The following is a 24,432-nucleotide window of genomic DNA, read 5'->3' as shown; positions in this document are numbered from 1 at the left end:
CTATTCCTCGCAAATCATATTCGCCAACAAAAAAAAGCCCCACCGGGTAAACACCGGTGGGGCTTAGGTGGCGGGTTCTAAAAGTCTGTGGGGCCCGTTCAGCGCTTCACATAGGCATCACGGCTGTCATTTGACGGTGTCGAACACGGCCTTGGCCTGCGCATGGCAGAACGGCGGCTCGTAGGTGCCGTGGTAGCTGCCGTAGTAGGTGGCAAAGGCTGCCGAGTTAGGGTCGGTGGGCGCCTTGCCGCCAGGGCCGTAGGTGGCCTGGATGGCAGCGTCCACATCGACTGTGTTGACGTTCGTCACACCCCGGCTGTCAAAGTCGGCTTTCATGACGGCCATGTGGACGGCTGGGGGTACCGTGGGGTCGCCAGCACCGCCACACAGCATCACACGCGCCTTGGGGGTCCAGCCCAGCAGGTCGTTCTTTTTGGCGGCCAGGTACAGCGGGTGGGTGGTGCTGGTCTGGGAGCCGGTGATGAACGCCGACTGGAACAGCGCGTCACGCGCCTGGTTGGGCGTGCCCGAGGGCAGCGTGCCCGTGGTCACCAGGGTGGTGTAGTTGAGCGTGGGGTTGGGCAGCAGGTTCTCGATGTAGCCGGAGTACGGCGCCTTGAACACATCCTTCACGTCGGTATAGACGTTGCCATAGACCTTCTGCCAGGCCGTGACAAGGTAGGGCACAAAGAACTGCACGCCCGCGATCGCGTCCGGAATGCGCAGCGAGCCCGACAGGTTGTAGGGGCCTGCCAGGTGCGCGCCTGCGACCACATTGAATTCGTTGCCGTAGTCCCGCTCGGCTGCGCGCTGCGCCGCCATGGACGAGTGGCCGCCCTGCGAGTACCCGGTGAACATCACCTTGCCCGACAGCGTGGCACCCACCGTGCCTGCCGCATTGCGTGCAGCACGCACCGAGTCGATGACCGAGGTGGCTTCTGAATCCGCATGCAGGTAGGGGTGATAGCTGTAGCCCGACTTGGCAAAGCCCAGGTAGTCGGTGGCTACCACGGCATAGCCCTGCGCAGCGTACATGGCGGCCAGCAGGAAGGTTTCGCTGTCCTGCGGGTTGGCCAGGGTGCGGGGCTTTTGCACATCGGTGCCCTTGGCATAGGCCACCAGCGGCGCTGCGGTGGTGCAGGCGCCGGCCGGCACCAGCATCACGCCCGAGGCGTTGGTGTTTTCGCCGCTCTTGGCACCCACGGTCGCATAGTTCAGCGACACCACCTTCACATCGCACTTGGCCTTGCCGCTGATCGCCTGCAGGCCGCTGCTGGCCGTGGCCGCGTCGATCTGCGCCACGGTGAGCGTCGTGAGCGTGGCGGGGGGGTCAATCAGTGCGCCGCGCGCCGGGTCGTCAGAGCCACCGCAGGCGACAAGCAGGACCGTTGCAGCGGCCACACAGGTAAGGCGGAAATAGGTCATGGATGGATACCTCGGTCAGTGAAGAACGACGCATCGTGCGCGCACCTGCGCTGCAGCATCCATAGGGGATAACGCGGGAGGACGGGCGCCGCCAGACACCTAGGCGACAGCGCGAGCAGGCCTGTTAGACCAGTCAGTCAGGACGGCGTACGCCGTACAAAACCTTCATGCCCAGGATGGTGCCCGCGAGGGCTAGGGTGATGGCATTGGCCACCACGATGGGCCAGGCCGCCAGCGCCAGGCCGTAGGCCAGCCACAGCGCGACCCCCACGGTAAAGACGCTGTACATGCCCAGCGAGATACCGCTCACGTCCCGCGTGCGAAAGGTGTGCAGGGCCTGCGGCACAAAGCTGCAGGTGGTCAGGCAGGCGGCCAGGTAGCCGATCAGTTCATGGAGTTGCATGGTGGGGAAAACGCAGGGCAGCAGCGATTATTCACTGCTCGCGCGCCGTCCAGTCGATGAGGCTGTCGAGCACGGGCCGCGCTGCCCCTGCATTGGCGTGGTTGACCACCGCCACCAGCACATAGCGGCGCCCGCTGGCGGCATGCACATAGCCTGCAACGGCCATCACGTCGCGCAGGCTGCCCGTCTTGAGGTGGGCGGTGCCAGCACGGCTCTGGCTGCGGCGCAGCGTGCCGTCCACGCCCGTGATCGGCAGCGACGCCACCAGCTCGGGCATCATGGGCGATACCCAGGCCACCTGCAGCATGCGGGCCAGGGCCTGTGCGGTCAGGCGTGCGTCGCGGCTGAGCCCGGCGCCGTTGTCCACCTGCGGCAGGTCGGCATCGCCCATGCGGGCCTGCCACCACTGGCGCAGCACCTCGCGGGCGCCGTCGAATGTGGCCACGCCATTTTTTTGCAGCGCCAGGGTCAGAAAGACCTGCTGCGCCATCACGTTGTTGCTGTACTTGTTCACGTCGCGCACTACCTCGGCCAGTGCAGGGGACGGGACCACAAACGCGGGCTTGAGGCCCGGGGGCACCTTGCCGTCGCGCACGCTGCCCGTGAGCTTGCCGCCCAGTTCGCGCCACATGCCCTCCACCGCCCGCGCCGCAAAGCCGCGCGGGTCGGCCGCAGCCACCGGCCACACGCGCTCGCCACACGCAGCGGGGTACACGCCCTGAAAAGACACCTTGGAGGGGTCCGACAGCTCCGCCCGCAACGCAGTGCGCCAGTCGCCACAGTCGGCGCCCGGCGCCGCCAGCGCCACGGTGGGCTGGCGCTGCATCCCGGCCAGGGGCGGGTCGTACTGGACGCGCGCCAGGCCGGCGGCCGCATCGGGCACAAAGGTCATCACCGACGATTTGTAGTTGAGCAGCAGGGCGTCCGGTGAGGCGTTGTAGGGCCGCAGCGGCTCGCCATCAAACCGTGCCGGGTCCTGGTCCGGCACGTCGAACGCCGTGCGGTCCAGCACGATATCGCCCACGATGACCTGGATGCCCTGGCCCTGCAGCCGCCGCATCAGCAGCCACAACCGCTCCATGACCAGCTTGGGGTCGCCCTGGCCCTGGATGTAGACATTGCCCCGCAGGCTGCCGTCCTGCACCGTGCCTTGCACATACACCGGCGTGTTCCATACATAGGCAGGGCCCAGCTGCTCCAGCGCTGCATAGGTGGTCACCAGCTTCATCACCGACGCGGGGTTCACAGGCACCTGGGCACGGTGTGCAAGGCGCGGGCTGGCCTTGCCGGCAGCTTGCGCGTCCACCACCACCACCGACAAGGACTCGCGCGGCAGCTTGGCGCGCGCCAGGGCGGCCTCCACCTCGGGCGGCAGCGAGCCAGCAGGCGGCCCGCCCGTCTGCGCCCCCGCCAGGCCCGCCCCGCCTGCAGCCACTAGCCACGCAGCCGCACAACCCACCACACCACGCAGCACACGGCGGCGCCAAAGAGCAGAAACAGACAACATGGCGGGGAGTCTATCGCCCGCGCACCCGCACCAGGCCCCGCGCCAGCAAGGCATGCGGCGGGCGCCGATAATCGCGCGATGCGTTTTTCTCCCCGCACCATCGGCCTGCTGGCGGCCGTGGTCACCGTCACCATCTGGACGGGCTTCATCATCATCGCCCGCGCCTCGGCCCAGCGCACGCTCACCCCGTTCGACATCGCACTGCTGCGCATCGTGGGCGCCAGCCTGGTGCTGCTGCCCTGGGGCTGGTGGATGGTGCGACGGCGCCAGACGGCATTGGGGGCCTCGGCACCGCCGTGCAGCCTGGCGGGTATCTCCCCCTTGCCCTTGCGCACCACGGCGCTGCTGGGCAGCTTTGGCGGGCTGCTGTACGCACTGCTGGCCTATTCAGGGTTCTTCCATGCACCGGCCACCCATGCGGCGGTGCTCATGCCGGGCAGCTTGCCGCTGTGGACGGCGCTGCTGGCCGCCTGGTTGCTGCGCGACCACATCACGCCGCTGCGCGCTGCAGGCCTGGCGCTGATCGTGGCGGGCGACCTGCTGGTGGGTGGGCGCAGCCTGCTGGCGGCGTTTTCGGGCGGGGACGTCTGGAAGGGCGACCTGCTGTTCATGCTGGCAGCGTCGTCCTGGGCCACCTACAGCGTGCTGGCGCGGCGCCACGCGGTCGATGCGGTGCAGGCCACCATCGCCATCACCGCGTTTGCCTGCGTGGTGTACCTGCCCAGCTATGCGCTGCTGGTCTGGCTGGGCGCGGTCACCAGCCACCTGGCCCAGGCGCCATGGAGCGAGATTGCGTTCCAGATGCTGTTCCAGGGTGGTGGCTCCGTGGTGGTCTCCGGCATTGGCTTCACGCGCATGATCCAGCACTACGGCCCCGTGCGCTCGACCATGATCACGGCGCTGGTGCCCGGTCTGTCCGCCATGGGGGCGGTGATTTTCCTGGACGAGCCGATGCACTGGAATCTGGTGGCCGGCCTGCTGCTGGTCACCGCCGGTATCCTCCTGGGCGTGCTGCGCAAAAGCCAGGCCCCGTCCACCCCAGCCACAGCCACCTCCTGAGCGCCTGCTCGCCGACCGCGCCACCCAAGATCTTCCGACCCTGCCCATGAATCTGCTCGCCTTTGACACCAGCACCGACACCCTCTCCATCGCCGTGCAGCATGGCGATGGGGTCTGGCAGCACCAGGGGCCGGGGGGCGCACAGGCCTCGGCGGCGCTGATCCCCGCCGTGCGTGCGCTGATGGCGCAGGCGGGCCTGACTTTCGACATGCTGGATGCGGTGGTGTTCGGGCGCGGCCCCGGCTCTTTCACCGGACTGCGCACCGCCTGCGCCGTGGCCCAGGGGCTGGCCTTTGGCGCCAAGGGCGGTCAGGGCGTGCCGGTATTGCCCGTGGACACCCTGCTGGCCGTGGCGGAGGAAGCACGCCAGCAACACGGCTGTACCCACGTGGTGGCGGTGCTGGATGCCCGCATGGACGAGGTCTACCACGCGCGTTGCGAATGGTTGCCCGCCGAAGCCCGCTGGCAGGCAGACGAAGACTTTGGCCTGGGGGCGCCCGAGTCGGTGCAGCCGCCCGATGGCTGGACGGTAGCCGGCAATGCCCGCGCAGCCTATGGCGACCGGCTGGCACCGACCGCCACGCACATCACTGCTTTACCCACCGCCACGGCCCTGCTGCGCCTGGCGCCCGCGCTGATTGCCGCGGGCCATGCCGTGGCCGCTGGTGACGCCCTGCCGCGCTATATCCGCGATAAAGTGGCGCAAACCACCGCTGAACGCGCCGCACTGCGCGCCGCCCAGGCGGCTGTGGCGCCCTGAAAAAAGGGTGAACGAATCCAGCATGAGCGCACTGCCTACCTCCTCCACATCGCCGTCCGATGCCAGCCAAAACCGCCCCGAGGCGCGCTTTGAGGCCCTGACCCTGGCCCGGCTCGATGCCGTGCTGGCCGTGGAGCAGCGCGCCTATTCGCACCCCTGGACACGTGGCAACTTCACGGACGCCATGGCGTCTGGCTACGAGACGCAGCTCCTGATGGCAGACGACCATCTGCTGGGCTACTTTGTGGCCATGATGGGGGTGGATGAGGTGCACCTGCTCAACATCACCGTCACCCCCGAATACCAGCGCCAGGGCTGGGCCCGCGTGCTGCTGGACGCCCTGGCCTTGTGGTCACGCGGGCGCGGTGCACAATGGCTGTGGTTGGAGGTGCGGGCGAGCAACCTACGCGCCCAGCAGATCTACCAGACCCACGGATTCCGCCGCGTGGGCGACCGCAAGCGTTACTACCCCGCAGCACACGGACAGCGCGAAGATGCCGTGGTCATGAGCCTGGCGCTCTGACCCCGCACCGCACCCCGTACCTGCTGAAACACCGATGGCCTGTTTTCTTTCCGTATGAGCCTCCACCTCGATGCGCGCCAGCGCGCCATGCTGCAAGAAATGGGCGTCACCGTGTGGGGCCCATCCCCCGCCCAGGAGGCCATCGCCCAGCCCCCGGCAACCGCCTCTGCGGCTCCTGCGGCCGTGGCAGCACCTGCCATGGCGCCGCCGCGCGCACAAACACAGACACCGTCCCCTGCGCTCGCCGAGCGCCCCCCAGCGCCCCCAGCCCACACCACCAGCCGCAGCGCACCGCCCGCTCCTGCACCGGCCACCACAGGCACGGCCACGCCCGCCCTGCGCCTGCACCCGGCACAGGCGCTCTACCCCACCGCCGACCCGGCACACACGCCCGCCGGGCTGGGCCGGGGCTGGCTCATCGTGGCCGAGAGCATGACGCCCGCCGAGCCCCTGGGTGGCGATGCGGGCCGCCTGCTCGACAACATGCTGCGGGCCATGCAATTGCACCGGCACCCGCGCGTGTTCCTGGCCGTGCTGGAACGGTCTGCGCCCGGCACGGAAGCCAGCGCCGATATCCCGGCCACCCTTGCCGACACCGTGGCCCACCTGCAGCCCGCCATGGTGCTGGTGCTGGGCCATGTGGCGGCACGCGCGGCGCTGGGCCGCACCGAGCCCCTGGGCCGCCTGCGCGCAGGTCCGCATGTGCTGGCCGGGTGCCCGGCGGTGGTGACCTACGACCCCGCCTTTTTGCTGCGCTCGCAGGACAACAAGGCCGCCGCCTGGGCCGACCTGTGCCGGGCGCTGGCCATGGTGCGCAGTGCCGAGGCCGAGGGCTGAGAGCCTGTTGGCAGGGCCCCAGCCCCCTTCCATGCCCCCCGCCGGACCGGCGAGATCATCGCCCGGTGCCATAATCCGCCGCTTGCCTAATTTTTACGGAGACAGCTCCTTGGAAACCTACCCGAGTTGGTAGCTTTCAGCTCCCGGCGCATTTGACTGCTGTGGGGTTGAAAGCACCCCTACCCCCACACCGCAGACGCCAAAAAACAAGGGAGTGAGCCCATGCTCAACATCTTTACGCTCGCCAATGGCCGGCTGTTCCAGGAAGAAATCGAGTCCCTGGAAGAGCTGACCAAGTTCCAGCCGATCTGGGTGGACCTGGAAGCCCCCACGCTCGAAGAGAAGCGTTGGATCAAGCAGCACTACGGCCTGTCCATCCCCGAGGATGCGATGGACGAGGACATCGAGGAATCCGCCCGCTTCTACGAGGAAGACAACGGCGAGCTGCACATCCGCAGCGACTTCTTGATCGATGACGACGAAGACCCCCGTTCGGTGCGCGTGGCCTTCATCCTGAACCAGCACAACACCAACCTGAAAAGCCGGGGCGTGCTGTTCTCCATCCACGATGAAGACGTGCCCGTGTTCCGCCTGCTGCGCATGCGCGCACGCCGCGCGCCCGGCCTCATCGAAGATGCCAAGGAAGTGCTGCTCAAGCTGTTCGACGCCGACGCCGAATATTCGGCCGACACGCTGGAGAACATCTACGACGAGCTGGAGGCCGTGAGCAAACAGGTGCTGGCGGGCGACGTGACCGACACCCGCGCCGGCGAGGTGCTGGCCGCCATCGCGCGCCAGGAAGACTTGAACGGCCGCATCCGCCGCAACGTGATGGACACCCGCCGCGCCGTGAGCTTCATGATGCGCTCCAAGATGCTCAACTCCGAGCAGTTCGAGGAAGCCCGCCAGATCCTGCGCGACATCGAGTCGCTGGACAACCACACGGCGTTCCTGTTCGACAAGATCAACTTCTTGATGGACGCCACGGTCGGTTTCATCAACATCAACCAGAACAAGATCATCAAGATCTTCTCGGTGGCCAGCGTTGCCTTGCTGCCGCCCACGCTGATCGCCAGCGTGTACGGCATGAACTTCAAGTTCATGCCCGAACTGGACTGGTCGCTGGGCTACCCGTATGCGCTGGGACTGATGCTGGCGAGCGCGCTCGGGCCCATGTGGTACTTCCGCAAACGGGGCTGGCTGAAGTAGCCCCCCTGTGGCGCTGCGCGCCTTCCCCCCGAGGGGGGACGCCTCCAGCGGCCCGGCAAAGCCGGTTCCGCGGTGGCGCTGGTAGATATAGATACATAGCGCCGGTTGCAGCGCATCGTATCGAACGGCAAATGGGATGCGGTGGAGTCCTCTTTAGAGGGAAAATCTGCCGCAAGCGCTAGTGCAACATGCCTTAGCCGCTATCAATTTCATAGTTTTTTTAAAAACGACAGCACCATGTGCTCGGCGTACCGGCTGGCCACGGTCTGCACGAATTGGGCGAAGTCGCCGTGTGCGTCGTCGTCGGCGCGGTCGGAGATGGTGCGCACCGCGGCAAAGGGCAGGCTGTAGTCATGGCACACCTGGGCGACGGCGGCACCCTCCATCTCCACGGCCAGCACATCGTGCCCGGCCGCGCGCAGGGAGGTGCACAGGCGCTCGGACTCTTGTGCGGTGGCCACAAAACGATCGCCGCTGGCCACCAGGCCCTGGTGCGCCCGATGGGCACCCCCATCGATATTTTTCAAGCCCCAGAGACCGCTTGCGCTAGTGACGCATAGGTTGGCAGCTTCCAAAAGCATAGCCGTCAGTACCGGATCGCACGCCAAGCGGGTGCGTGCGTAGCCCGGCAGCTCCCACCGAGGGAACAGCGGCGAGGCATCCATGTCGTGCTGCACATAGTCTTGCGCCACCACCACATCGCCCCGGTGAACCCCGTCGCCGACCCCGCCCGCGACGCCCGTGAAGACAATGCGCGCCACCCCAAAATGTTCGATCAAGGCCGTGGCCGTGGTGGCAGCAGCCACCTTGCCGATGCCCGACAGCGCCAGCACCACCGGGCGGTCGTGCAGCTCTCCGCGCCAGAACGCGCGGCCGGCGTGCATCAGCCGCTGCGGGTGCGCCAGCTGTTGCACCAGCGAGCTCTGTTCTTCGGGCAGCGCACTCAGAATGGCAGTGCTCATGCAAAGGTCCTTGGGGTCATGTCATGGGGCCACAAAACACCCGCGCCATCCTGGGCAGCGCGGTCGCAAAAAAGGCGGCCGAAGCCGCCTGGGGATTGTGACGTGCCAGCAGGCCGCGTCACTTCTTGTCGCGCAGTTCGCGGCGCAGGATTTTGCCCACGGGGGTCTTGGGCAGCTCGGTGCGGAACTCGATCACCTTGGGCTGCTTGTAACCCGTGAGCTCGTGGCGGCAGAACTCCTTGACCTGCGCTTCGGTGAGCGCCGGGTCCTTCTTCACGATCACGAGCTTCACGGCCTCGCCGGTCTTTTCGTCGGGCACGCCCACCACGGCGCATTCGAGCACGCCAGGGCAGTTGGCCACCACTTCTTCGACCTCGTTGGGGTACACGTTGAAGCCGCTGACCAGCACCATGTCCTTCTTGCGGTCCACGATCTTGAAGAAGCCGCGCGCATCCATCACGCCGATGTCGCCCGACTTGAAGTAGCCGTCTTCGGTCATGACCTTGGCGGTTTCATCGGGACGTTGCCAGTAGCCGGCCATCACCTGAGGGCCCTTGATGGCGATTTCGCCCGGCTCGCCCAGCGTGGTGACCTCACGGCCTTCATCGTCCAGCAGCTTCATGGAGGTGCTGGGCAGCGGCACGCCGATGGTGCCGGTGTATTCGGTGCTGGTGGTGGGGTTGCAGCTGGCCGAAGGGCTGGTCTCCGACAGGCCATACCCTTCGCAGATGGGGCAACCCGTCTTTTCGAGCCAGAGCTTGGCCACAGCACCCTGCACCGCCATGCCACCACCCACCGAGACCTTGAGGTTCTTCCAGTTGACGGTGTTGAAGTCCGGGTGGTTGGCCAGGCCGTTGAACAGCGTGTTGACGGCCGGGAAGCTGTGGAAGGTGTGCTTGGACAGCTCCTTGAGCACCGCAGGCAGGTCGCGCGGGTTGGGGATCAGGATGGTCTTGCCGCCCGTGCGCATGCTCAGCATCATGTTCACCGTGAACGCGAAGATGTGGTACAGCGGCAGCGCGCAGATGCTGGTGGGCTGCTCACCTGCGGGCACCTTCTTCATCACGGGCTCGTTCCAGGCCTCGGACTGCAGCACGTTGGCGATCACGTTGCGGTGCAGCAGCACCGCGCCCTTGCTGACGCCCGTGGTGCCGCCGGTGTACTGCAGCAGCGCGATGTCGTCGGGCTTGATGTCGGGCTTCTTGAGGGTGCCGCGCGTGCCCTGGGCCACGGCGTCATTGAAGCGCACCGCACCCGGCAGGTTGTAGGCGGGCACCATCTTCTTGACGTTGCGCACCACGTAGTTGACCAGGGTCCCTTTGAGCAGACCGAGCTGGTCACCCATGGCGCACAGCACCACGTGCTTGACGGGCGTGTGCGCGATGCACTGCTCCAGCGTGGTGGCAAAGTTCTCGATGATGACGATGGCCTTGGCGCCCGAGTCCTTGAGCTGGTGCTCCAGCTCGCGCGGCGTGTACAGCGGGTTCACGTTGACGACCACAAAGCCCGCGCGCAGCACGGCCGCCACGGTCACCGGGTACTGGGGCACGTTGGGCATCATGATGGCCACGCGGTCGCCCTTGACCAGCCCCAGGCCCTGCAGATAGGCAGCAAAAGCGCTGGAGAGCGAATCGGTCTGGGCGTAGGTCACGTCCTTGCCCATGAAGCTGTAGGCCACGCGGTTGGCGTACTTCTTGAACGCCTCGTCCATCAGCGCCACAAGGGAGCTGTACTGCGTGGTGTCGATGTCTGCGGGAACACCTTGTGGATAGGCGGCCAGCCACGGGCGGTCGGTCATTGGGATTGTCTCCTGGTAGGTTTTATGGGGGTCCTGCAAGCACGCCGATGTTTTTCAGCACGATCGTGCTTTTATTGTGGAGGAATTATGCCCGTCAGCTCTTGAGCGCGGTCAGTACCTCATCCAGCATTTTCTTGGCATCGCCAAACAGCATGCGGTTGTTGTCCTTGTAGAACAAGGGGTTGTCCACCCCCGCATAGCCCGAGGCCATCGAGCGCTTCATCACGATGGAGGTCTTGGCCTTCCACACTTCGAGCACCGGCATGCCAGCGATGGGGCTGGACGGATCGTCCAGCGCGCTGGGGTTCACGATGTCGTTGGCGCCAATGACCATGGCCACGTCGGCATCGGGGAAATCCTCGTTGATCTCGTCCATCTCCATCACGATGTCGTAGGGCACCTTGGCCTCGGCCAGCAACACGTTCATGTGGCCGGGCATGCGGCCTGCCACGGGGTGGATGGCAAAGCGCACATCCACACCCTTCTCGCGCAGGGTCTTGGTGATCTCGTACACCGTGTGCTGCGCCTGGGCTACGGCCATGCCGTAACCGGGCACGATGATGACGCTCTTGGCGTCGCGCAGCAGCTCGGCCGTCTCAGCGGAGCTGACGGGTACGGCCTCGCCCTGAGGCTCGGCAGCTTCGCCCTTTTTGGCGGGCTTGCCCGCGCCCGAACCAAAGCCCCCCGCAATCACGCTGATGAAATTGCGGTTCATCGCATTGCACATGATGTAGGACAGGATGGCGCCCGAAGAACCCACGAGCGCGCCGGTCACGATGAGCAGGTCGTTGGACAGCATGAAGCCCGTGGCCGCCGCCGCCCAGCCCGAGTAGCTGTTGAGCATGGACACCACCACCGGCATGTCGGCACCACCAATGGCCATGACCATGTGGATACCGAACAGCAGCGCAATCACCGTCATCACCATGAGCGGCACCATGCCTTGCTCGACGGTCTCGGCGCGCAGGAACTCACGGCCAAACCAGATCACGATCAGCAGCGCGGCCAGGTTGAGCCAGTGGCGGCCGGGCAGCAGCAGCGGCTTGCCGCCGATCTTTCCGTTGAGCTTGCCAAAGGCAACCAGCGAGCCGCTGAACGTGACGGCACCAATCAGGATGCCCACATAAATCTCCACCTCGTGGATGATCTTCTCGGCACCCTGCAGCTGAATCGAGGTATCGACATAGCTGGCAAACCCCACCAGGCAGGCCGCAAGGCCCACCAGGCTGTGCATGAGCGCGACCAGTTCGGGCATCTGGGTCATCTTGACGACCTTGGCCGCATACAGGCCGATACCGCCGCCAATGACCAGAGCGCCGACGATCCAGGCCACACCTGCGGGGCTCACGCGCGGGCCGAACACCGTGGCCAGCACGGCCAGCGCCATGCCGACCATGCCGAACAGGTTGCCCCGGCGCGAGGTTTCAGGGTTGGAGAGCCCACCCAGGCTCAGGATGAACAAAATGGCCGCGCCCAGGTAGGCCACGGTAGCGAGACTTTGGGACATGTTCTGTGCTCCTCGTTGTTCTTGTCGTTATCGGATTACTTGCGGAACATGGCGAGCATGCGGCGCGTGACCGCAAAGCCGCCGAACATGTTGATGGCCGTGAGCACCAGGGCCGCAAAGGCCAGCCACAGGATCAGCCCGTCCGGGCGCCCGTTGACGCCCGCATCGGGCGGCGCAATCTGCACCAGCGCGCCGATGGCGATGATGCTGGAGATGGCGTTGGTCACGCTCATCAGCGGCGTGTGCAGCGCGGGTGTAACGTTCCACACCACCATGTAGCCGATGAAGCAGGCCAGCACGAACACCGTGAAGTGCCCCAGGAAGGCCACGGGAGCGTAGGCACCGATGGCCCAGAACAGCACAGCCAGCACGGCAAAAACGATGGTCAGCGTCTTGGCGGACATGGGTGCGCCTGTGCCGTGGCTCGATTTCTTCTCGGCCACCGGGGCTGCCGCCTTGGGCGCGGGTGCCGGCGCCTGCTTGAGCGGCGGCGCAGGCCAGGTGATCGAGCCTTCCTTGACCACAGTGAGGCCGCGGATCGCGTCGTCCTCCATATTGACCACGGCCACGCCGTCCTTGGCCTTGCACAGCTCTTCCGTCAGGCGCAACAGGTTGGTGGCATACAGCGTGGACGACTGCTTGGCCAGGCGCGAGGCCAGGTCGGTGTAGCCGACGATGGTCACACCATGGCGCACCACGGCCTGGCCGGGCACGGTCAGCTCGCAGTTGCCGCCCTGCTCGGCCGCCATGTCCACGATCACGCTGCCGGGCTTCATGCTCTGCACCATCTCGGCGGTGATGAGCTTGGGCGCGGGCTTGCCCGGAATCAGCGCGGTGGTGATGATGATGTCGGCGTCCTTGGCCTGCTCGGCGTACATCTTGCGCTGCGCAGCCTGAAAGCCCTCGCTCATGACCTTGGCATAGCCGCCGCCGCCCGAGCCTTCTTCCTCGTAGTCCACCTTGACGAACTCGCCGCCCAGCGACTTGACCTGGTCGGCCACCTCGGCACGGGTGTCATTGGCGCGCACGATGGCGCCCAGGTTGGCTGCGGTGCCAATGGCGGCAAGACCGGCCACGCCAGCGCCAGCAATGAACACCTTGGCGGGCGGCACTTTGCCTGCGGCCGTGATCTGGCCGTTGAAGAAGCGGCCGAAGGCATTGGCCGCCTCGATAACGGCGCGGTAGCCGCTGACGCCTGCGGTGGAAGTGAGCGCGTCCATCTTCTGGGCACGCGAGAGCGTGCGCGGCAGGCAGTCGATGGCCAGCACCGTCGCCTTGCGGGCCGACAACTGCTGCATCAGTTCGGGGTTCTGGGCGGGCCAGATGAAGTCGATGAGCGTCGTGCCCTCGCGCATCAGCGCCACTTCATCGCTGCTGGGCGGGCGGACCTTGAAAACGATATCGGATGCAGCCCACAGCGCGGCAGCGTCGCCCACGATCTCGGCGCCCGCAGCGCGGTAGGCGTCGTCACTGAAGTTGGCGGCATCCCCAGCCCCAGACTCCACCGTGACAGTGAAGCCCAGCTTGATCAGCTTCTCCACCACATCGGGCACGGTGGCCACGCGCTTTTCACCGGGAAAGGTTTCCCTTGGCACGCCGATACGCTGCGGCTGCGGGACGGGGCTTGTCTGCATCAGAGGTCTCCTCGAGTTTCGTAATCGTTATGCAAGGCCGCCAGGCAGGGGAGGACTGGCGCGCTAGGGTTTGGATGTGGGCGCAGGGAACGGGAAGGGCGGAATGGCCAGATGGCCGTCCACCATGCCGGAGCTCAGGCGCACGGCCTGGGCCAGGTCACGCCCCCATTGCAGCGCGGGTCTTCCCGCCACAAGGAACTCCTCGTTATTGCGCGTAGCCGGACGCAACAGCCGCTGGTCCACCAAGGCATCGACCTTCACCCAGGCACCCGCCTCCGTCACGTAGCGATAGCTCAGATAGGTATAGGGCTGGGTCAGAGTGATCTGGCGGGTGCTGAGCCACTCGACAAGGTCCGGCCGGTTCTTGTCCAGCCACTGGGAACTGCTTCCCCACCGCTTGAGGCGCAGACAGTCTGCGCGCACGGGGCTGCCTGCAGCGCCATCCTCCACGGTGACGTCCTGCTGGGTGGGGCAATAACCGATGCCCTGCGGAGAACCACTCAGGTCTCCTGCGCGGTTGGTCTGCACGCGCAACACGGCCAGCCAGTCTCCCTGCGCATTCCGCAAGCCCACATCGCGGGTCTGGAGCGCAATACGTCCTCCGGAGCCTGCAATGGCTTCCTCGGAGGTACCCAGGTCCTGCCAGGCCCCCGGCGGCAGTACAAGGCGGGCACGCCCGACTGGATATTCGGACTTGGGAGGAACGGTCAGGGGCGCGCACGCCACCGTGAACACCGTCACAGCCAACACAGGCAACAGCCGCCGGAACTTTGAAATGGTCAGAGTCATAGAGAAAGGTTCATACGAATTCGCCTTCAATCATCCCACGGCACCCAAGTCCGTCCCTCGACGGCTTCTGCCATGCAACAACCAGCGCGGTGTAGCTGGTGAAAATGTGTTGAAAGCGCCCTGGTATCGGACACTTCTCGCGGCGCTGCCGGTGGGCAAGCTGACCACGAGCTTACATGAAGAAAATCTTGTCGCTGTCGCCTTTGTCTGCAGTAGAGGGAACTCCCCAGTCTCCCCCCGCAAACAGGTAAAAAAAAGCCTGGCAGCACAAAGCAGCCAGGCTGGGCAGCGGCCCCGCAGGGCCTGGTGCCAACGATCAGTTCACCACTTGGGCCAGCGCACCCGAGGCGTACTGGGCGGCCACGGCCTGCAGGCTCAGGCCCTTGATCTTGCTGCCCTGGCCTTCGCAGCCGAACTCCAGGTAACGCTGCTTGCACACCTGCTTGGCCGCTTCGCGGGCGGGCTTGAGCCATTCGCGGGCGTCGAACTTGTCGGGGTTTTCAAACAGGAACTTGCGCACCGCGCCCGTCATCGCCAGACGGATGTCGGTGTCGATGTTGATCTTGCGCACGCCGTGCTTGATGGCTTCCTGGATTTCCTCGACGGGCACGCCGTACGTTTCCTTCATCTTGCCGCCGTACTGGTTGATGATGGCCAGCAACTCGGCAGGCACCGACGAGGAGCCATGCATCACCAAGTGGGTGTTGGGGATGCGCTGGTGGATTTCCTTCACGCGGCTGATGGCCAGGATGTCGCCCGTGGGCTTGCGGCTGAACTTGTAGGCGCCATGGCTGGTGCCGATGGCGATGGCCAGGGCGTCCAGCTGGGTGGCCTTCACAAACACGGCGGCTTCTTCGGGATCGGTCAGCATCTGGCTGTGGTCGAGCTTGCCGACGGCACCAATGCCGTCTTCTTCGCCCGCGTCCCCGGTTTCGAGGTTGCCCAGGCAGCCCAGTTCGCCTTCGACCGTAACGCCCACCTTGTGCGCCATGTCCACCACCTTGCGCGTCACTTCAACGTTGTAGTCGAAGGACGAAGGGGTCTTGCCGTCTTCCATCAGCGAGCCGTCCATCATCACCGAGCCAAAGCCCAGGTCGATGGCACCCTGGCAAATCTTGGGCGAGGTGCCGTGGTCCTGGTGCATCACCAGCGGGATGTGGGGGAAGGCCTCGACCGCCGCCTGGATCAGGTGCTTGATGAAGGGCTCGCCCGCGTACTTGCGTGCGCCAGCGCTGGCCTGCAGGATGACGGGAGCGCCCACTTCGTCCGCAGCAGCCATCACGGCCTGCACCTGCTCCAGGTTGTTGACGTTGAAGGCAGGGATGCCATAGCTGTTGGCAGCGGCATGGTCGAGCAGTTCGCGCATCGAAACGAGGGGCATGGTCGTGGGGTCCGTGGTGGGTTGATGAAGGAGGGGGCGAGGCGCTATAGCGCCCGGCAATGCGGTGGTAACCGCTTGGTAACTCGCAATTTTAACCGGGGGCCGACACGGAGGGCGATGGCAAATCCAACCGGTAGCAGGTGGTAAAGGGCGCCGGTGCAGGGGCTGCGCCAAAGTGCCCCCCATGGATGTCCGCCACGCGGCGCAGGATTTCGTGCCCCAGATGCAGGCTGTCCACCGGCACCGCCGCCGCACGGCCCGGTGCGCCGCCGGCCTGCGGGCGCGCCCCGTCATCACACACCTGCAGCCACACGCCACCAGCGTCCGCCATGCGCAGCTGGACGGCGATCCGGGTGCCTTCGGGCGTGTGCTTGAGCGCGTTTTCCACCAGATTGCGCACCGCGATGTCCAGCAACACGGCATGGCCGGGCACGGTGAGCGCGGGCGGGGCCGACAGGGCCAGGTCGTCGCCGCGTTTCCACGCCGCCTGGGCATAGTCGGCGCACACCGACCGCGCCAGTGCGCTCAGGTCCACGGGCGCCTTGGCTTCGTGCAGCTCGGCCCGGCTGGCGCGGGCCAGGGCCAGCAGCTGGTTGAGAACGTGACCCGCACGCAGAGCATCCTGGCCGATGCGCGCCAGCGACTGAGCACGAGCCTCTTCCGTCAGCTCCCCCGCCAGGGCGCTGGCCTGCAGCGCGATGGAGGACAGCGGGGTGCGCAATTCATGGGCCACCTCATTGGCCAGGCGGCGCTCGCGCACCATGGCGACCTGCTGGCGGTCCAGCAAGGTATTGATCGATGCCACGACCGACTCGAACTCGCTCCAGGCATGGCGCGATGCCAGCCGCTGGGTACTGGTCGGATCCAGCGCTGCCACGTCGGCCGACAGCGCGTACAAAGGCCGCAAGCCGCGCCACAGCGCGAGCCCCAGAGCCAGAGACACCACAGGCAGCAACCACAGACCAGGCTCGATGAGCTGTCCGGCAATGTCATCCGCCAGCTCGTCCCGCTCGCGCAGCTCCAGCATCACCATGATCTTGCGGGTGCGCTCCGCATCCCATTGCGAGAAGCTGCGCCAGGCCACCTTGTCCGGGCCCAGCGTGAGGTCGGCAAACCCCTCGGCATCGCTGAAAGGCGGCTCGGACACCGAACCCGTGAGGGAGAGCACCCGCCCCTGCGCATCCCACTGCACCACGCTGATGGTCTGCTGGTAATCGTGCGATTTGAGCCATGGCGTGGGGGTGCGCTCGGTCCGCTGTGGGCCTTGCATCGCCTCGGTGGCACGCAGGTTGAGCAGCAGCGCGGCCACGCTGGCCAGGTGCCCGTCGGTCAGCTCGTCGGCCTCATGCACACCGGTCTGGTAGCCAATGAAGACGAAGCTGCCCCAGACAATGGCCAGTGCCCCCAGCGACCATAGCAACAGTTGCCGGGTCAGCGATGGGCGACGCGCTGGCGCCGGGCGAGGAGCGGTGGGTGCGTTCACGCCGGTTTCTCCTGCGGCATGAAGTAACCCACCCCGCGCATGGTCTGGATACAGGCACTGCCCAGCTTGCGGCGCAGGTGGTGGATGTGGACCTCGACCGCATTGCTCTCCACAGCGGCATCCCAGCTGTACAGGCGTTCCTCGATCTGCTGGCGCGACAGCACCCGACCCCGCGCCTCCAGCAGCACCAACAACACGGAAAACTCGCGCGGAGACATTTCCACGGGTTTGCCTTGCTGGCGCACCGTGCGGGTCGCTGGATCCAGCTCGATATCGCCCAGACGGATGGTGGGCGACGTCCGTCCCGCCGCGCGCCGCAGCAGCGCCCGCAAACGCGCGTCCAATTCATCCACATCAAAGGGCTTGGTCAGGTAGTCATCGGCGCCCTGGTCCAGCCCCGCGATGCGCTGGTGCACCTGGTCACGCGCCGTGACGATGAGGACCGGCGTAGCGGGGTCCGGCAGAGCTGCCGATGCAGCCCCGGTGGCGGGCGGGCTCAGGCGCAGACGCCGTAGCAGTTCGCTACCGTCACCGTCCACCAACCCCAGGTCCAGCAGCACAGCGTCAAAACGCTCGGCGCGCAGGGCACTCCAGGCACTGGCGACGCCGTCACTGACATCCACCGCATAGCCGCGTTGCTGCAGATTGCTGCGCAGGCCACTGGCTATGCCCGCATCGTCTTCGACCACGAGTATTCGCATGCAGGCATTGTCGCAGCCCATCGGACAGGGGCGGGACAAGGGCGGCACCGGCTTTAAGACGGCGTTAAGTACGCCCGCCTATCTTCCGGCACATGCAGCCTTCGCCCGTCACGCCGTCCATCACACCCCACGCCCCCTCTCACCGCCACACGCTGCTTTTCTGGACCCTGGGCGCTCTGGCCTGTGTGGTGGCCTGGGATGCCGCAGGGCAGGACCTGGCGTTTGCGCAGGTGTTTGGATCGTCCAACGGGTTTCCGATGCGGGACCAGTGGTTTTTTGTGCAGGTGCTGCATGAAGGCGCCCGCCGTCTGGGCTGGCTGCTGGTGCTCCTGCTGGCGCTGAGCGTGTGGTGGCCGCGCGGCTTTCTGCGCAAGCTGGACGCCAGCGAGCGCCTGCAGATGGCCGTGAGCGCCCTGCTCTCGCTGGCCGTGGTCAGCATCACCAAGAACCTCAGCGCCACCAGTTGCCCGTGGGACCTCGCACAATTTGGCGGCGTGGCGCGCCATGTGTCGCACTGGGCGCTGGGAGTGCTCGATGGCGGCAGCGGCCGCTGTTTTCCGGCGGGCCATGCGTCGGCGGGATTCGCCTTTTTGGGAGGCTACTTCGCATTGCGCCACAAGCTACCGTCGGCCGCACGCTGGTGGTTGGCGGGTGCGTTGCTGGCGGGGTTCGTCTTGGGTGCGGCCCAGCAGGTACGGGGCGCCCATTTCATGAGCCACACACTGTGGACGGGCTGGCTGTGCTGGGTCACCGGCTGGCTTTGCGACCTGGCGGCCACGGCTCTGCGTCCACGCTTCCCGCATTTCGCCAGCACCACCACGCCACCGGACAGCTCCCATGCTTGAACTCGATCTGGCCCTGTTTCAGGCCCTCAATGCCGACGCCGCGACCTTGCCTGCCGTGGTGGCGGTGGCACGGTGGGTGTCACAGCAACTACCCACCGCCATGGGCGGCCTGCTGCTCGGCAGCTTTGTGCTGGGCAACGCAGCGCAGCGGCGCGCCCTGGTGCTGGCGCTCGCGTCCATGGCCCTGGCGTGGGTAGGAGTACAGCTGTTGCGACTGGCGGTGCCGGCGCCGCGGCCTGCGCAGCTGGGCATTGGCGTCCAGTGGATCGAGCACGCAGCGCGCGCAGGCTTTCCCAGCATGCATGTGGCAGGCGCCGCCGCACTGGCGGCCAGTCTCGCCCTGCGGCCGGTTCGCGGGCTGACCTGGCTGGCCGCGGCGGTCACAGCCGCCATGGCCTGGAGCCGCGTCTGCCTGGGAGTGCACTTCCCGTCTGATGTGCTGGCGGGCCTGGTCACCGGGGGGCTGGCAGCGGCGGCCATCCACGCACTGGCCGCGCGCGCACCGCGCTGGCAAGCAGCCCTGGAGCACAAGTCGCCACAAGGCAACGCGCACTGACCGCCGCCCAGCGCCGCCGGACTCTTGCCCGGGACGCTGCCCCGCAGCGGTGAGGGAGCAACCCCTCGATCGGTCAGCTGGCCACGCAGATCTTCAGCATGTTCGTGCCGCCGGGTGCGCCCATGGGCTCACCGCAGGTGATGGCGTACACGTCGCCCTTTTGCACGATGTTGCGGCTCTTGAGGTGGCGCTCTGCCTGATCCAGCGCGGTATCGCGGTCGGCACTGGTGTCCATCAGCAAAGGGCGCACGTTGCGGTACATGGCCATCTTGCGTTGCGTGGCCACCTTGGGGGTGAGCGCATAGATGGGGATGCGGATGCTGTGCCGGCTCATCCACAGTGCCGTCGCGCCACTGTCGGTCATGGCGACGATGGCCTTGGCGCCCAGGTGGTGGGCGGTGAACAACGCGCCCATGGCAATGGACTGGTCGATGCGGCCAAAGGTCTGGCCGGTGAAGTCGGCATCGAGCTGGTGGTCTTCCGCCGCTTCGGCCGCGGCGCAGATGGTGGCCATCTCTTCCACGGTCTCGAGCGGGTAGCGGCCTGCGGCCGTCTCGGCACTCAGCATCACGGCGTCCGTGCCATCCAGCACGGCGTTGGCCACGTCACTCACCTCGGCGCGCGTGGGCACGGGGTTGGTGATCATGCTCTCCATCATCTGCGTGGCGGTGATCACGACCTTGTCCAGCTCGCGCGCCATACGGATCATCTTCTTTTGCAGCGCGGGCACGGCCGCGTTGCCGACTTCTACCGCCAGGTCGCCACGCGCCACCATGATGCCGTCGGAGACGCGCAGGATGGCCTCCAGGTGCGGGATGGCCTCGGCCCGCTCGATCTTGGCGATGAGGCCCGGCTTGTGGCGGTACTCGGACGCGGCCACATTGCACAGCTGGCGCGCCATTTCCATGTCGGTCGCGTTCTTGGGAAAGCTCACCGCTACATAGTCGGCCTGGAAGCTCATGGCCGTGCGGATGTCTTCCATGTCCTTGGCCGTCAAGGCCGGTGCCGTGAGGCCGCCGCCCTTCTTGTTGATGCCCTTGTTGTTCGACAGCTCGCCGCCCACCTTGACGGTGGTGTGTACTTCTTCACCGCGCACCGCATCCACGGTGAGCACGATCAGGCCATCGTTGAGCAGCAGCAGGTCACCCGCTTTCACGTCACGCGGCAGCTCCTTGTAGTCCAGCCCCACGCCTTCGATGTCGCCCAGCTCGGTGCGCGAGGCGTCGAGCACGAATTTGGCACCCGATTCCAGCTGCACTTTGCCTTCGGCAAACTTGCCCACGCGGATCTTGGGCCCCTGCAGGTCGGCCATGATGGCCACCTCGCGGCCTGCGCGCTGGGCGGCGGCACGCACGGTGGCGGCGCGGTCGATGTGGTCCTGCGCCTTGCCGTGGCTGAAGTTCAGCCGCACCACGTTCACACCCGCTCGGATCATCGCCTCCAGAAGTGCCGGGTCGCTCGATGCAGGACCCAGGGTGGCAACAATCTTGGTGGCGCGGCGGGTAGGCATGGACATGTCTCTTTTCTCTCGGTCGTTGGGGATGTAATCGAGTTTCAATTCTCACACGAAGCGGTTACATGCGAGTTACCCCGTGCAGCGGCACCGTGACTCGGCCTCTCAGAGCAGCGGAGATGACAGCAGATGCGCCAGCACATGCGCAATGACCGCGGCCTCCAGGCCGTGGCGCGCATAGAGCCAGCCCGCCACCAGACCAAAGGCCGTGTTGCCCACCAGCACGAACACCACCACGGACACGGTCAACACTCCGGCCAGCGCCTGCGCAGCAGGCAGATGCCCCACGGCAAACAACACAGCGCTCAATACCACCGCCACAGCCACCAGCCCCTTGCCAGGTCTGCCCTGACCACGCTGCAACAGGCGCCAGCCCAGCCACAGCAGCAGGGTCATCACACCCCAGCGCACCAGCAGCTCTTCAGTAATGCCGCCGTACAGTAGCTTGACCACCAGCGGCATCGCACTGGCAGGATCGGAGGGCTGGAGCGCCGTGGGCGCCAGCAGGGACAGCGCCCACAGCCACGCTGCGCCCGCCACACCGCCCACGATGCCGGGCAGCAGTTGGGCCCCCAGTGCAGGCCCTGCGGGTCGGCCGGTCAACCAGGCAGACACGGCGGGCGCCTGCAGACCCACGCGGGGCGACAGCCACACCCCCAGCGCCACGGCCAGCGCCAAGAGCACCGACGTCTGCAACCCGCTGAGCAAAAGCACAACCTCTGGCGGCAGCGGCAGCAGGGCTGCGTTGGCCTTCAAGGTGGGCAGCAGCGTCCAGACCACCGCCACCTCGCCGGGCATGCCCAGCAGCCACAGCGCGCCGCCCAGCCGCCACTTGCCGGGCTGAGCCGGAGCATGCGCCGCATCGGCCCCGGCAGCGGTGTCCACGGCCATGGTTTTGCCCACGCTCAGGCGCGCATCAGCGCTTCGATCTCGTCGGCCTTCACCGGCACGCCGCGCGTGATCAGCTCACAACCCGTCTCGGTGACGATGGCATCGTCTTCGATGCGGATGCCGATGTTGTGGAATTGCTCGGGCACCCCTTCGGCGGGGCGCACATAGATGCCGGGCTCGATGGTCAGCACCATGCTGGGCCGCAGGATGCGGCTGGGGCGATTGGTGATCGTTTCGCCCGAGAGCGGGTCTTTGCGTTCGCTGGTCTGACCCACCTCGCCGGGCTCCACATAGCTGCCGCAGTCGTGCACGTCCATGCCCAGCCAGTGGCTGGTGCGGTGCATGTAGAACTGGAAGTAGGCACGTTTGTCGATCACGTCCTGTGCGGTGCCCACCTTGTTCTTGTCGAGCAAGCCCAGGTCCAGCATGCCCTGGGCCAGCACGGCCACCGTGGCGTCGTGCGGGTCGTTGAAGCGTGCGCCTGCCTTGGTGGCCGCCACGGCCGCATCCTGGCTGGCCAACACCAGGTCATACAGCGCGCGCTGCGGGCCGGTGAACTTGCCATTGGCCGGGAAAGTGCGGGTGATGTCGCTGGCGTAGCTGTCCAGCTCGCAGCCTGCGTCGATCAGCACCAACTCGCCGTCGCGCACAGGCGCTGCATCGGCGCGGTAGTGCAGCACGCAGGCGTTGGCCCCAGCGGCCACGATGGAGCTGTAGGCCGGGTACTGCGAGCCCGCTTCGCGGAACGCGTGCAGCAGCTCGGCATCCAGGTGGTATTCGCGCACATCCTCCCCTGCGCGCAGCATGCGGGCCGAGCGCTGCATGGCGCGGATGTGGGCGTGCGCACTGATGGCGCTGGCGCGGCGCATGATGTCCTGCTCGTGCGCGTCCTTGAACAGGCGCATCTCGTCGAGCAAGGTGCACAGGTCGTTCTGCTCGGCGGGGCAGATGGCGCCATAGCGCACGCGCCCCCGCACCACATTGAGCCAGCCCTCCACGCGGGCGGCGAGACCGCTGTGCGTGGCGAACGGGTACCAGACGCAGCCCGTGTTTTCGAGCAGGCGCGGCAGCTTGCTGTCCAGTTCGGCCATCGAATGCGCGGCGTCCACCCCCAAGGCCGCAGGCGCAGCAGCCGGGCCCAGGCGGTAGCCGTCCCAGATCTCACGCTCCAGGTCCTTGGGCTGGCAGAACAGCGTGCTGCGGCCATCGTTCGCCAGCACCATGCAGGCGCCAGGCTCGGTAAAGCCTGTCAGGTAATAGAAGTAGCTGTCGTGGCGGAACAGAAAGTCGCTGTCCCTGTTGCGCGGGCGCTCCAGCGCCGTAGGAATGATGGCAATGCCCCCGGGGCCCAACTGGGCAGCGAGGTGCGCGCGGCGCTGGGCATAGACAGAGGCAGGCACGGTGGTGTTCATGGCGCGTCGTGAGAATAGGAATTGAGTTCGGCCAGCCGCTCTGGCGTGCCCACATCGGTCCAGCGGCCGGTGTAGAGCTGCGCACTGACGCGGCCATTGTCCATTGCACGGCGAAGCAGCGGCGCCAGCGGGGCTTTGATGCCGCTGGGGTTTCCGGGCGGAATGTCGCACCACGGCGCTGCAAACAGCTCGGCGCGCAACAGGGCGATGGTGCTATAGGTGTAGCGTGGCGCGGGGTCGTCGGCGGGCAGGTTGAGCGCCAGCCCGTCTGCCGACAAGCCAAAGTCGCCACGCGGGTTGTGCGCCGGATTGGGCACCAGCCACAGGTGGGCCAAATGATCGCTGGCCTCGAAGGCCGCTACCGCTGCGCTGTCGAACACGAAATCGGGCGCACACACATCGCCTGCGGCCAGCCAGAACACCGGGCCGAGCTGCGGCAATGCACGGGCGATACCGCCAGCGGTTTCCAGCGCGCCGCCAAAGTCCACCCCTTCGTGGGAGTATGAAATTGATAGCTGCTCAGGCATATTTTTCCTGCGCTTGGAGGCAAAAACGCTGGAAAAAAACGCGCTGATCTGTTCGCCCAGCCATGCGGTGTTGATCACCGCCCGCTCCACACCTGCGTCCAGCAAAGCCTGCAGGTGCCACTGCAGCAGTGGCTGGCCCTGCACCTGCAGCAGCGGCTTGGGCATGCTGTCGGTCAGCGGGCGCATGCGCTCGCCACGGCCTGCGGCCAGAAGCAGGGCAGGCACCTGATGGCGGGCGGCACTCATGCCGCCACCCCGCTCACAGAGCCCCGCTGGAGCGCATGGCGCTCCACGGTGGTGGGGTCGAACAAGGCCAGCAGGGCTTCCATCAGCGCACGCGCCTTGGCCGAATGGTCGGCACCGAAATTGCACACATACACATCCAGCGTCACGCCGCGCTGCTCGGGCCACGTGTGCACGCACAGGTGCGACTCGGCCAGCAACACCGTGGCAGTCACCCCGCCGGGGCCATGCTCGGTGGCAGGAAATTCATGGAACAAATGCCCCACAGGCTGGAGCCCAGCGGCGCGCACCGCTTCGGTACAGGCGCGGCCCAGGGCGGTGGCGTCCAGCAGCCATGCGGAGGCGCAACGGCAGCCATGGAGATCGGCGGTGAGATGCAGTCCTTGCATGGGCCGCACTGTAGTGCATTGCCACCGGGCTTCCTGCTGGCAGCCTGCGAATTCAGGTGAGCGCAAGCCACCTCGGTA

General features: G+C 66.5%; 23 protein-coding genes. 7 read left to right on the top strand and 16 right to left on the bottom strand.

Annotated elements, in window-relative coordinates:
- Positions 1 to 126: 126 nt before the first annotated feature.
- From ACTJKQ_RS10440 to dacB, 3 genes are all read right to left on the bottom strand, one after another.
- Positions 127 to 1,425 (bottom strand): lipase family protein, encoded by a 1,299-nt coding sequence (locus tag ACTJKQ_RS10440; RefSeq protein WP_440596781.1) that lies wholly within the window; start codon positions 1,423 to 1,425, stop codon positions 127 to 129.
- Positions 1,426 to 1,558: 133 nt separating this feature from the next.
- Positions 1,559 to 1,828, bottom strand: a complete 270-nt coding sequence (locus ACTJKQ_RS10435) for a SemiSWEET transporter (protein ID WP_015016142.1) — start codon at positions 1,826 to 1,828, stop codon at positions 1,559 to 1,561.
- Between the two features lie 31 nt (positions 1,829 to 1,859).
- Entirely contained in the window at positions 1,860 to 3,335 is a 1,476-nt protein-coding gene (dacB, locus tag ACTJKQ_RS10430; protein ID WP_440596780.1) for a D-alanyl-D-alanine carboxypeptidase/D-alanyl-D-alanine endopeptidase, read from the bottom strand.
- Positions 3,336 to 3,413: 78 nt separating this feature from the next.
- Between dacB and ACTJKQ_RS10425 the strand changes: the two genes are divergently transcribed.
- The 5 genes from ACTJKQ_RS10425 (at position 3,414) to corA (ending at position 7,723) form a co-directional block, all read left to right on the top strand.
- Positions 3,414 to 4,394: a DMT family transporter gene (locus ACTJKQ_RS10425; protein ID WP_440596779.1), complete on the top strand. Its 981-nt coding sequence runs from the start codon at positions 3,414 to 3,416 to the stop codon at positions 4,392 to 4,394.
- A 46-nt stretch (positions 4,395 to 4,440) separates the two neighbouring features.
- Positions 4,441 to 5,154 carry a tRNA (adenosine(37)-N6)-threonylcarbamoyltransferase complex dimerization subunit type 1 TsaB gene (gene tsaB / locus ACTJKQ_RS10420; RefSeq protein WP_440596778.1) on the top strand — a complete coding sequence of 238 codons (714 nt, stop codon included), beginning with the start codon at positions 4,441 to 4,443 and terminating at the stop codon, positions 5,152 to 5,154.
- 22 nt (positions 5,155 to 5,176) lie between these two features.
- Positions 5,177 to 5,677, top strand: coding sequence for a ribosomal protein S18-alanine N-acetyltransferase (rimI, locus tag ACTJKQ_RS10415; RefSeq protein WP_056068154.1), 501 nt, complete (start codon positions 5,177 to 5,179; stop codon positions 5,675 to 5,677).
- Between the two features lie 54 nt (positions 5,678 to 5,731).
- Complete coding sequence (locus tag ACTJKQ_RS10410) at positions 5,732 to 6,514, top strand: uracil-DNA glycosylase family protein (RefSeq protein WP_440596777.1); 783 nt, start codon at positions 5,732 to 5,734, stop codon at positions 6,512 to 6,514.
- A 222-nt stretch (positions 6,515 to 6,736) separates the two neighbouring features.
- Entirely contained in the window at positions 6,737 to 7,723 is a 987-nt protein-coding gene (gene corA / locus ACTJKQ_RS10405; protein ID WP_015016148.1) for a magnesium/cobalt transporter CorA, read from the top strand.
- Between the two features lie 209 nt (positions 7,724 to 7,932).
- Here corA and ACTJKQ_RS10400 read toward each other — a convergent pair whose 3' ends face one another.
- The 8 genes from ACTJKQ_RS10400 to ACTJKQ_RS10365 form a co-directional block, all read right to left on the bottom strand.
- Positions 7,933 to 8,685 carry a 5'-methylthioadenosine/adenosylhomocysteine nucleosidase gene (locus ACTJKQ_RS10400; RefSeq protein ID WP_440596776.1) on the bottom strand — a complete coding sequence of 251 codons (753 nt, stop codon included), beginning with the start codon at positions 8,683 to 8,685 and terminating at the stop codon, positions 7,933 to 7,935.
- A gap of 118 nt (positions 8,686 to 8,803) precedes the next feature.
- Positions 8,804 to 10,483, bottom strand: coding sequence for a long-chain-fatty-acid--CoA ligase (locus ACTJKQ_RS10395; RefSeq protein WP_056068036.1), 1,680 nt, complete (start codon positions 10,481 to 10,483; stop codon positions 8,804 to 8,806).
- Positions 10,484 to 10,577: 94 nt separating this feature from the next.
- Positions 10,578 to 11,990: a Re/Si-specific NAD(P)(+) transhydrogenase subunit beta gene (pntB, locus tag ACTJKQ_RS10390; RefSeq protein ID WP_440596775.1), complete on the bottom strand. Its 1,413-nt coding sequence runs from the start codon at positions 11,988 to 11,990 to the stop codon at positions 10,578 to 10,580.
- A gap of 35 nt (positions 11,991 to 12,025) precedes the next feature.
- Positions 12,026 to 13,624 (bottom strand): Re/Si-specific NAD(P)(+) transhydrogenase subunit alpha, encoded by a 1,599-nt coding sequence (locus ACTJKQ_RS10385; RefSeq protein ID WP_440596774.1) that lies wholly within the window; start codon positions 13,622 to 13,624, stop codon positions 12,026 to 12,028.
- Positions 13,625 to 13,687: 63 nt separating this feature from the next.
- Positions 13,688 to 14,413, bottom strand: coding sequence for a hypothetical protein (locus ACTJKQ_RS10380; RefSeq protein WP_260668834.1), 726 nt, complete (start codon positions 14,411 to 14,413; stop codon positions 13,688 to 13,690).
- A gap of 316 nt (positions 14,414 to 14,729) precedes the next feature.
- A complete protein-coding gene (gene fba, locus ACTJKQ_RS10375) occupies positions 14,730 to 15,794 on the bottom strand; it encodes a class II fructose-bisphosphate aldolase (protein ID WP_099731867.1) in 1,065 nt (354 codons plus the stop codon).
- A 91-nt stretch (positions 15,795 to 15,885) separates the two neighbouring features.
- Entirely contained in the window at positions 15,886 to 17,277 is a 1,392-nt protein-coding gene (locus ACTJKQ_RS10370; protein WP_260668835.1) for a histidine kinase dimerization/phospho-acceptor domain-containing protein, read from the bottom strand.
- On the bottom strand, positions 17,274 to 17,978 hold the full coding sequence (locus ACTJKQ_RS10365) for a response regulator (protein WP_056743258.1): 705 nt from the start codon (positions 17,976 to 17,978) through the stop codon (positions 17,274 to 17,276). Before ACTJKQ_RS10365 ends, ACTJKQ_RS10370 begins: the two co-directional genes overlap by 4 nt.
- A gap of 92 nt (positions 17,979 to 18,070) precedes the next feature.
- Here ACTJKQ_RS10365 and ACTJKQ_RS10360 point away from each other — a divergent pair, with 92 nt between their 5' ends.
- Positions 18,071 to 18,823 (top strand): phosphatase PAP2 family protein, encoded by a 753-nt coding sequence (locus tag ACTJKQ_RS10360; RefSeq protein ID WP_440596773.1) that lies wholly within the window; start codon positions 18,071 to 18,073, stop codon positions 18,821 to 18,823.
- Positions 18,816 to 19,379 carry a phosphatase PAP2 family protein gene (locus ACTJKQ_RS10355; protein WP_440596772.1) on the top strand — a complete coding sequence of 188 codons (564 nt, stop codon included), beginning with the start codon at positions 18,816 to 18,818 and terminating at the stop codon, positions 19,377 to 19,379. Before ACTJKQ_RS10360 ends, ACTJKQ_RS10355 begins: the two co-directional genes overlap by 8 nt.
- Before the next feature lie 73 nt (positions 19,380 to 19,452).
- On the opposite strand, the gene pyk is transcribed toward ACTJKQ_RS10355, so the two are convergent.
- The 5 genes from pyk to ACTJKQ_RS10330 all read right to left on the bottom strand — a co-directional run bounded on the left by pyk (position 19,453) and on the right by ACTJKQ_RS10330 (position 24,354).
- On the bottom strand, positions 19,453 to 20,889 hold the full coding sequence (gene pyk / locus ACTJKQ_RS10350; protein ID WP_056743254.1) for a pyruvate kinase: 1,437 nt from the start codon (positions 20,887 to 20,889) through the stop codon (positions 19,453 to 19,455).
- 108 nt (positions 20,890 to 20,997) lie between these two features.
- Positions 20,998 to 21,783 (bottom strand): CPBP family glutamic-type intramembrane protease, encoded by a 786-nt coding sequence (locus ACTJKQ_RS10345; RefSeq protein ID WP_440596771.1) that lies wholly within the window; start codon positions 21,781 to 21,783, stop codon positions 20,998 to 21,000.
- Between the two features lie 14 nt (positions 21,784 to 21,797).
- Entirely contained in the window at positions 21,798 to 23,195 is a 1,398-nt protein-coding gene (locus tag ACTJKQ_RS10340) for an aminopeptidase P N-terminal domain-containing protein (RefSeq protein ID WP_440596770.1), read from the bottom strand.
- A complete protein-coding gene (locus ACTJKQ_RS10335; protein WP_440596769.1) occupies positions 23,192 to 23,968 on the bottom strand; it encodes a nucleotidyltransferase family protein in 777 nt (258 codons plus the stop codon). Before ACTJKQ_RS10335 ends, ACTJKQ_RS10340 begins: the two co-directional genes overlap by 4 nt.
- Positions 23,965 to 24,354: an S-adenosylmethionine decarboxylase family protein gene (locus ACTJKQ_RS10330; protein ID WP_440596768.1), complete on the bottom strand. Its 390-nt coding sequence runs from the start codon at positions 24,352 to 24,354 to the stop codon at positions 23,965 to 23,967. Before ACTJKQ_RS10330 ends, ACTJKQ_RS10335 begins: the two co-directional genes overlap by 4 nt.
- Between the last annotated feature and the right edge of the window lie 78 nt (positions 24,355 to 24,432).

It is taken from the genome of Acidovorax sp. 22279, from assembly GCF_052045435.1.
In the GTDB taxonomy this organism is placed as follows: domain Bacteria; phylum Pseudomonadota; class Gammaproteobacteria; order Burkholderiales; family Burkholderiaceae_C; genus Acidovorax; species Acidovorax delafieldii.
This window is presented reverse-complemented; position numbering and strand designations above follow the sequence as displayed.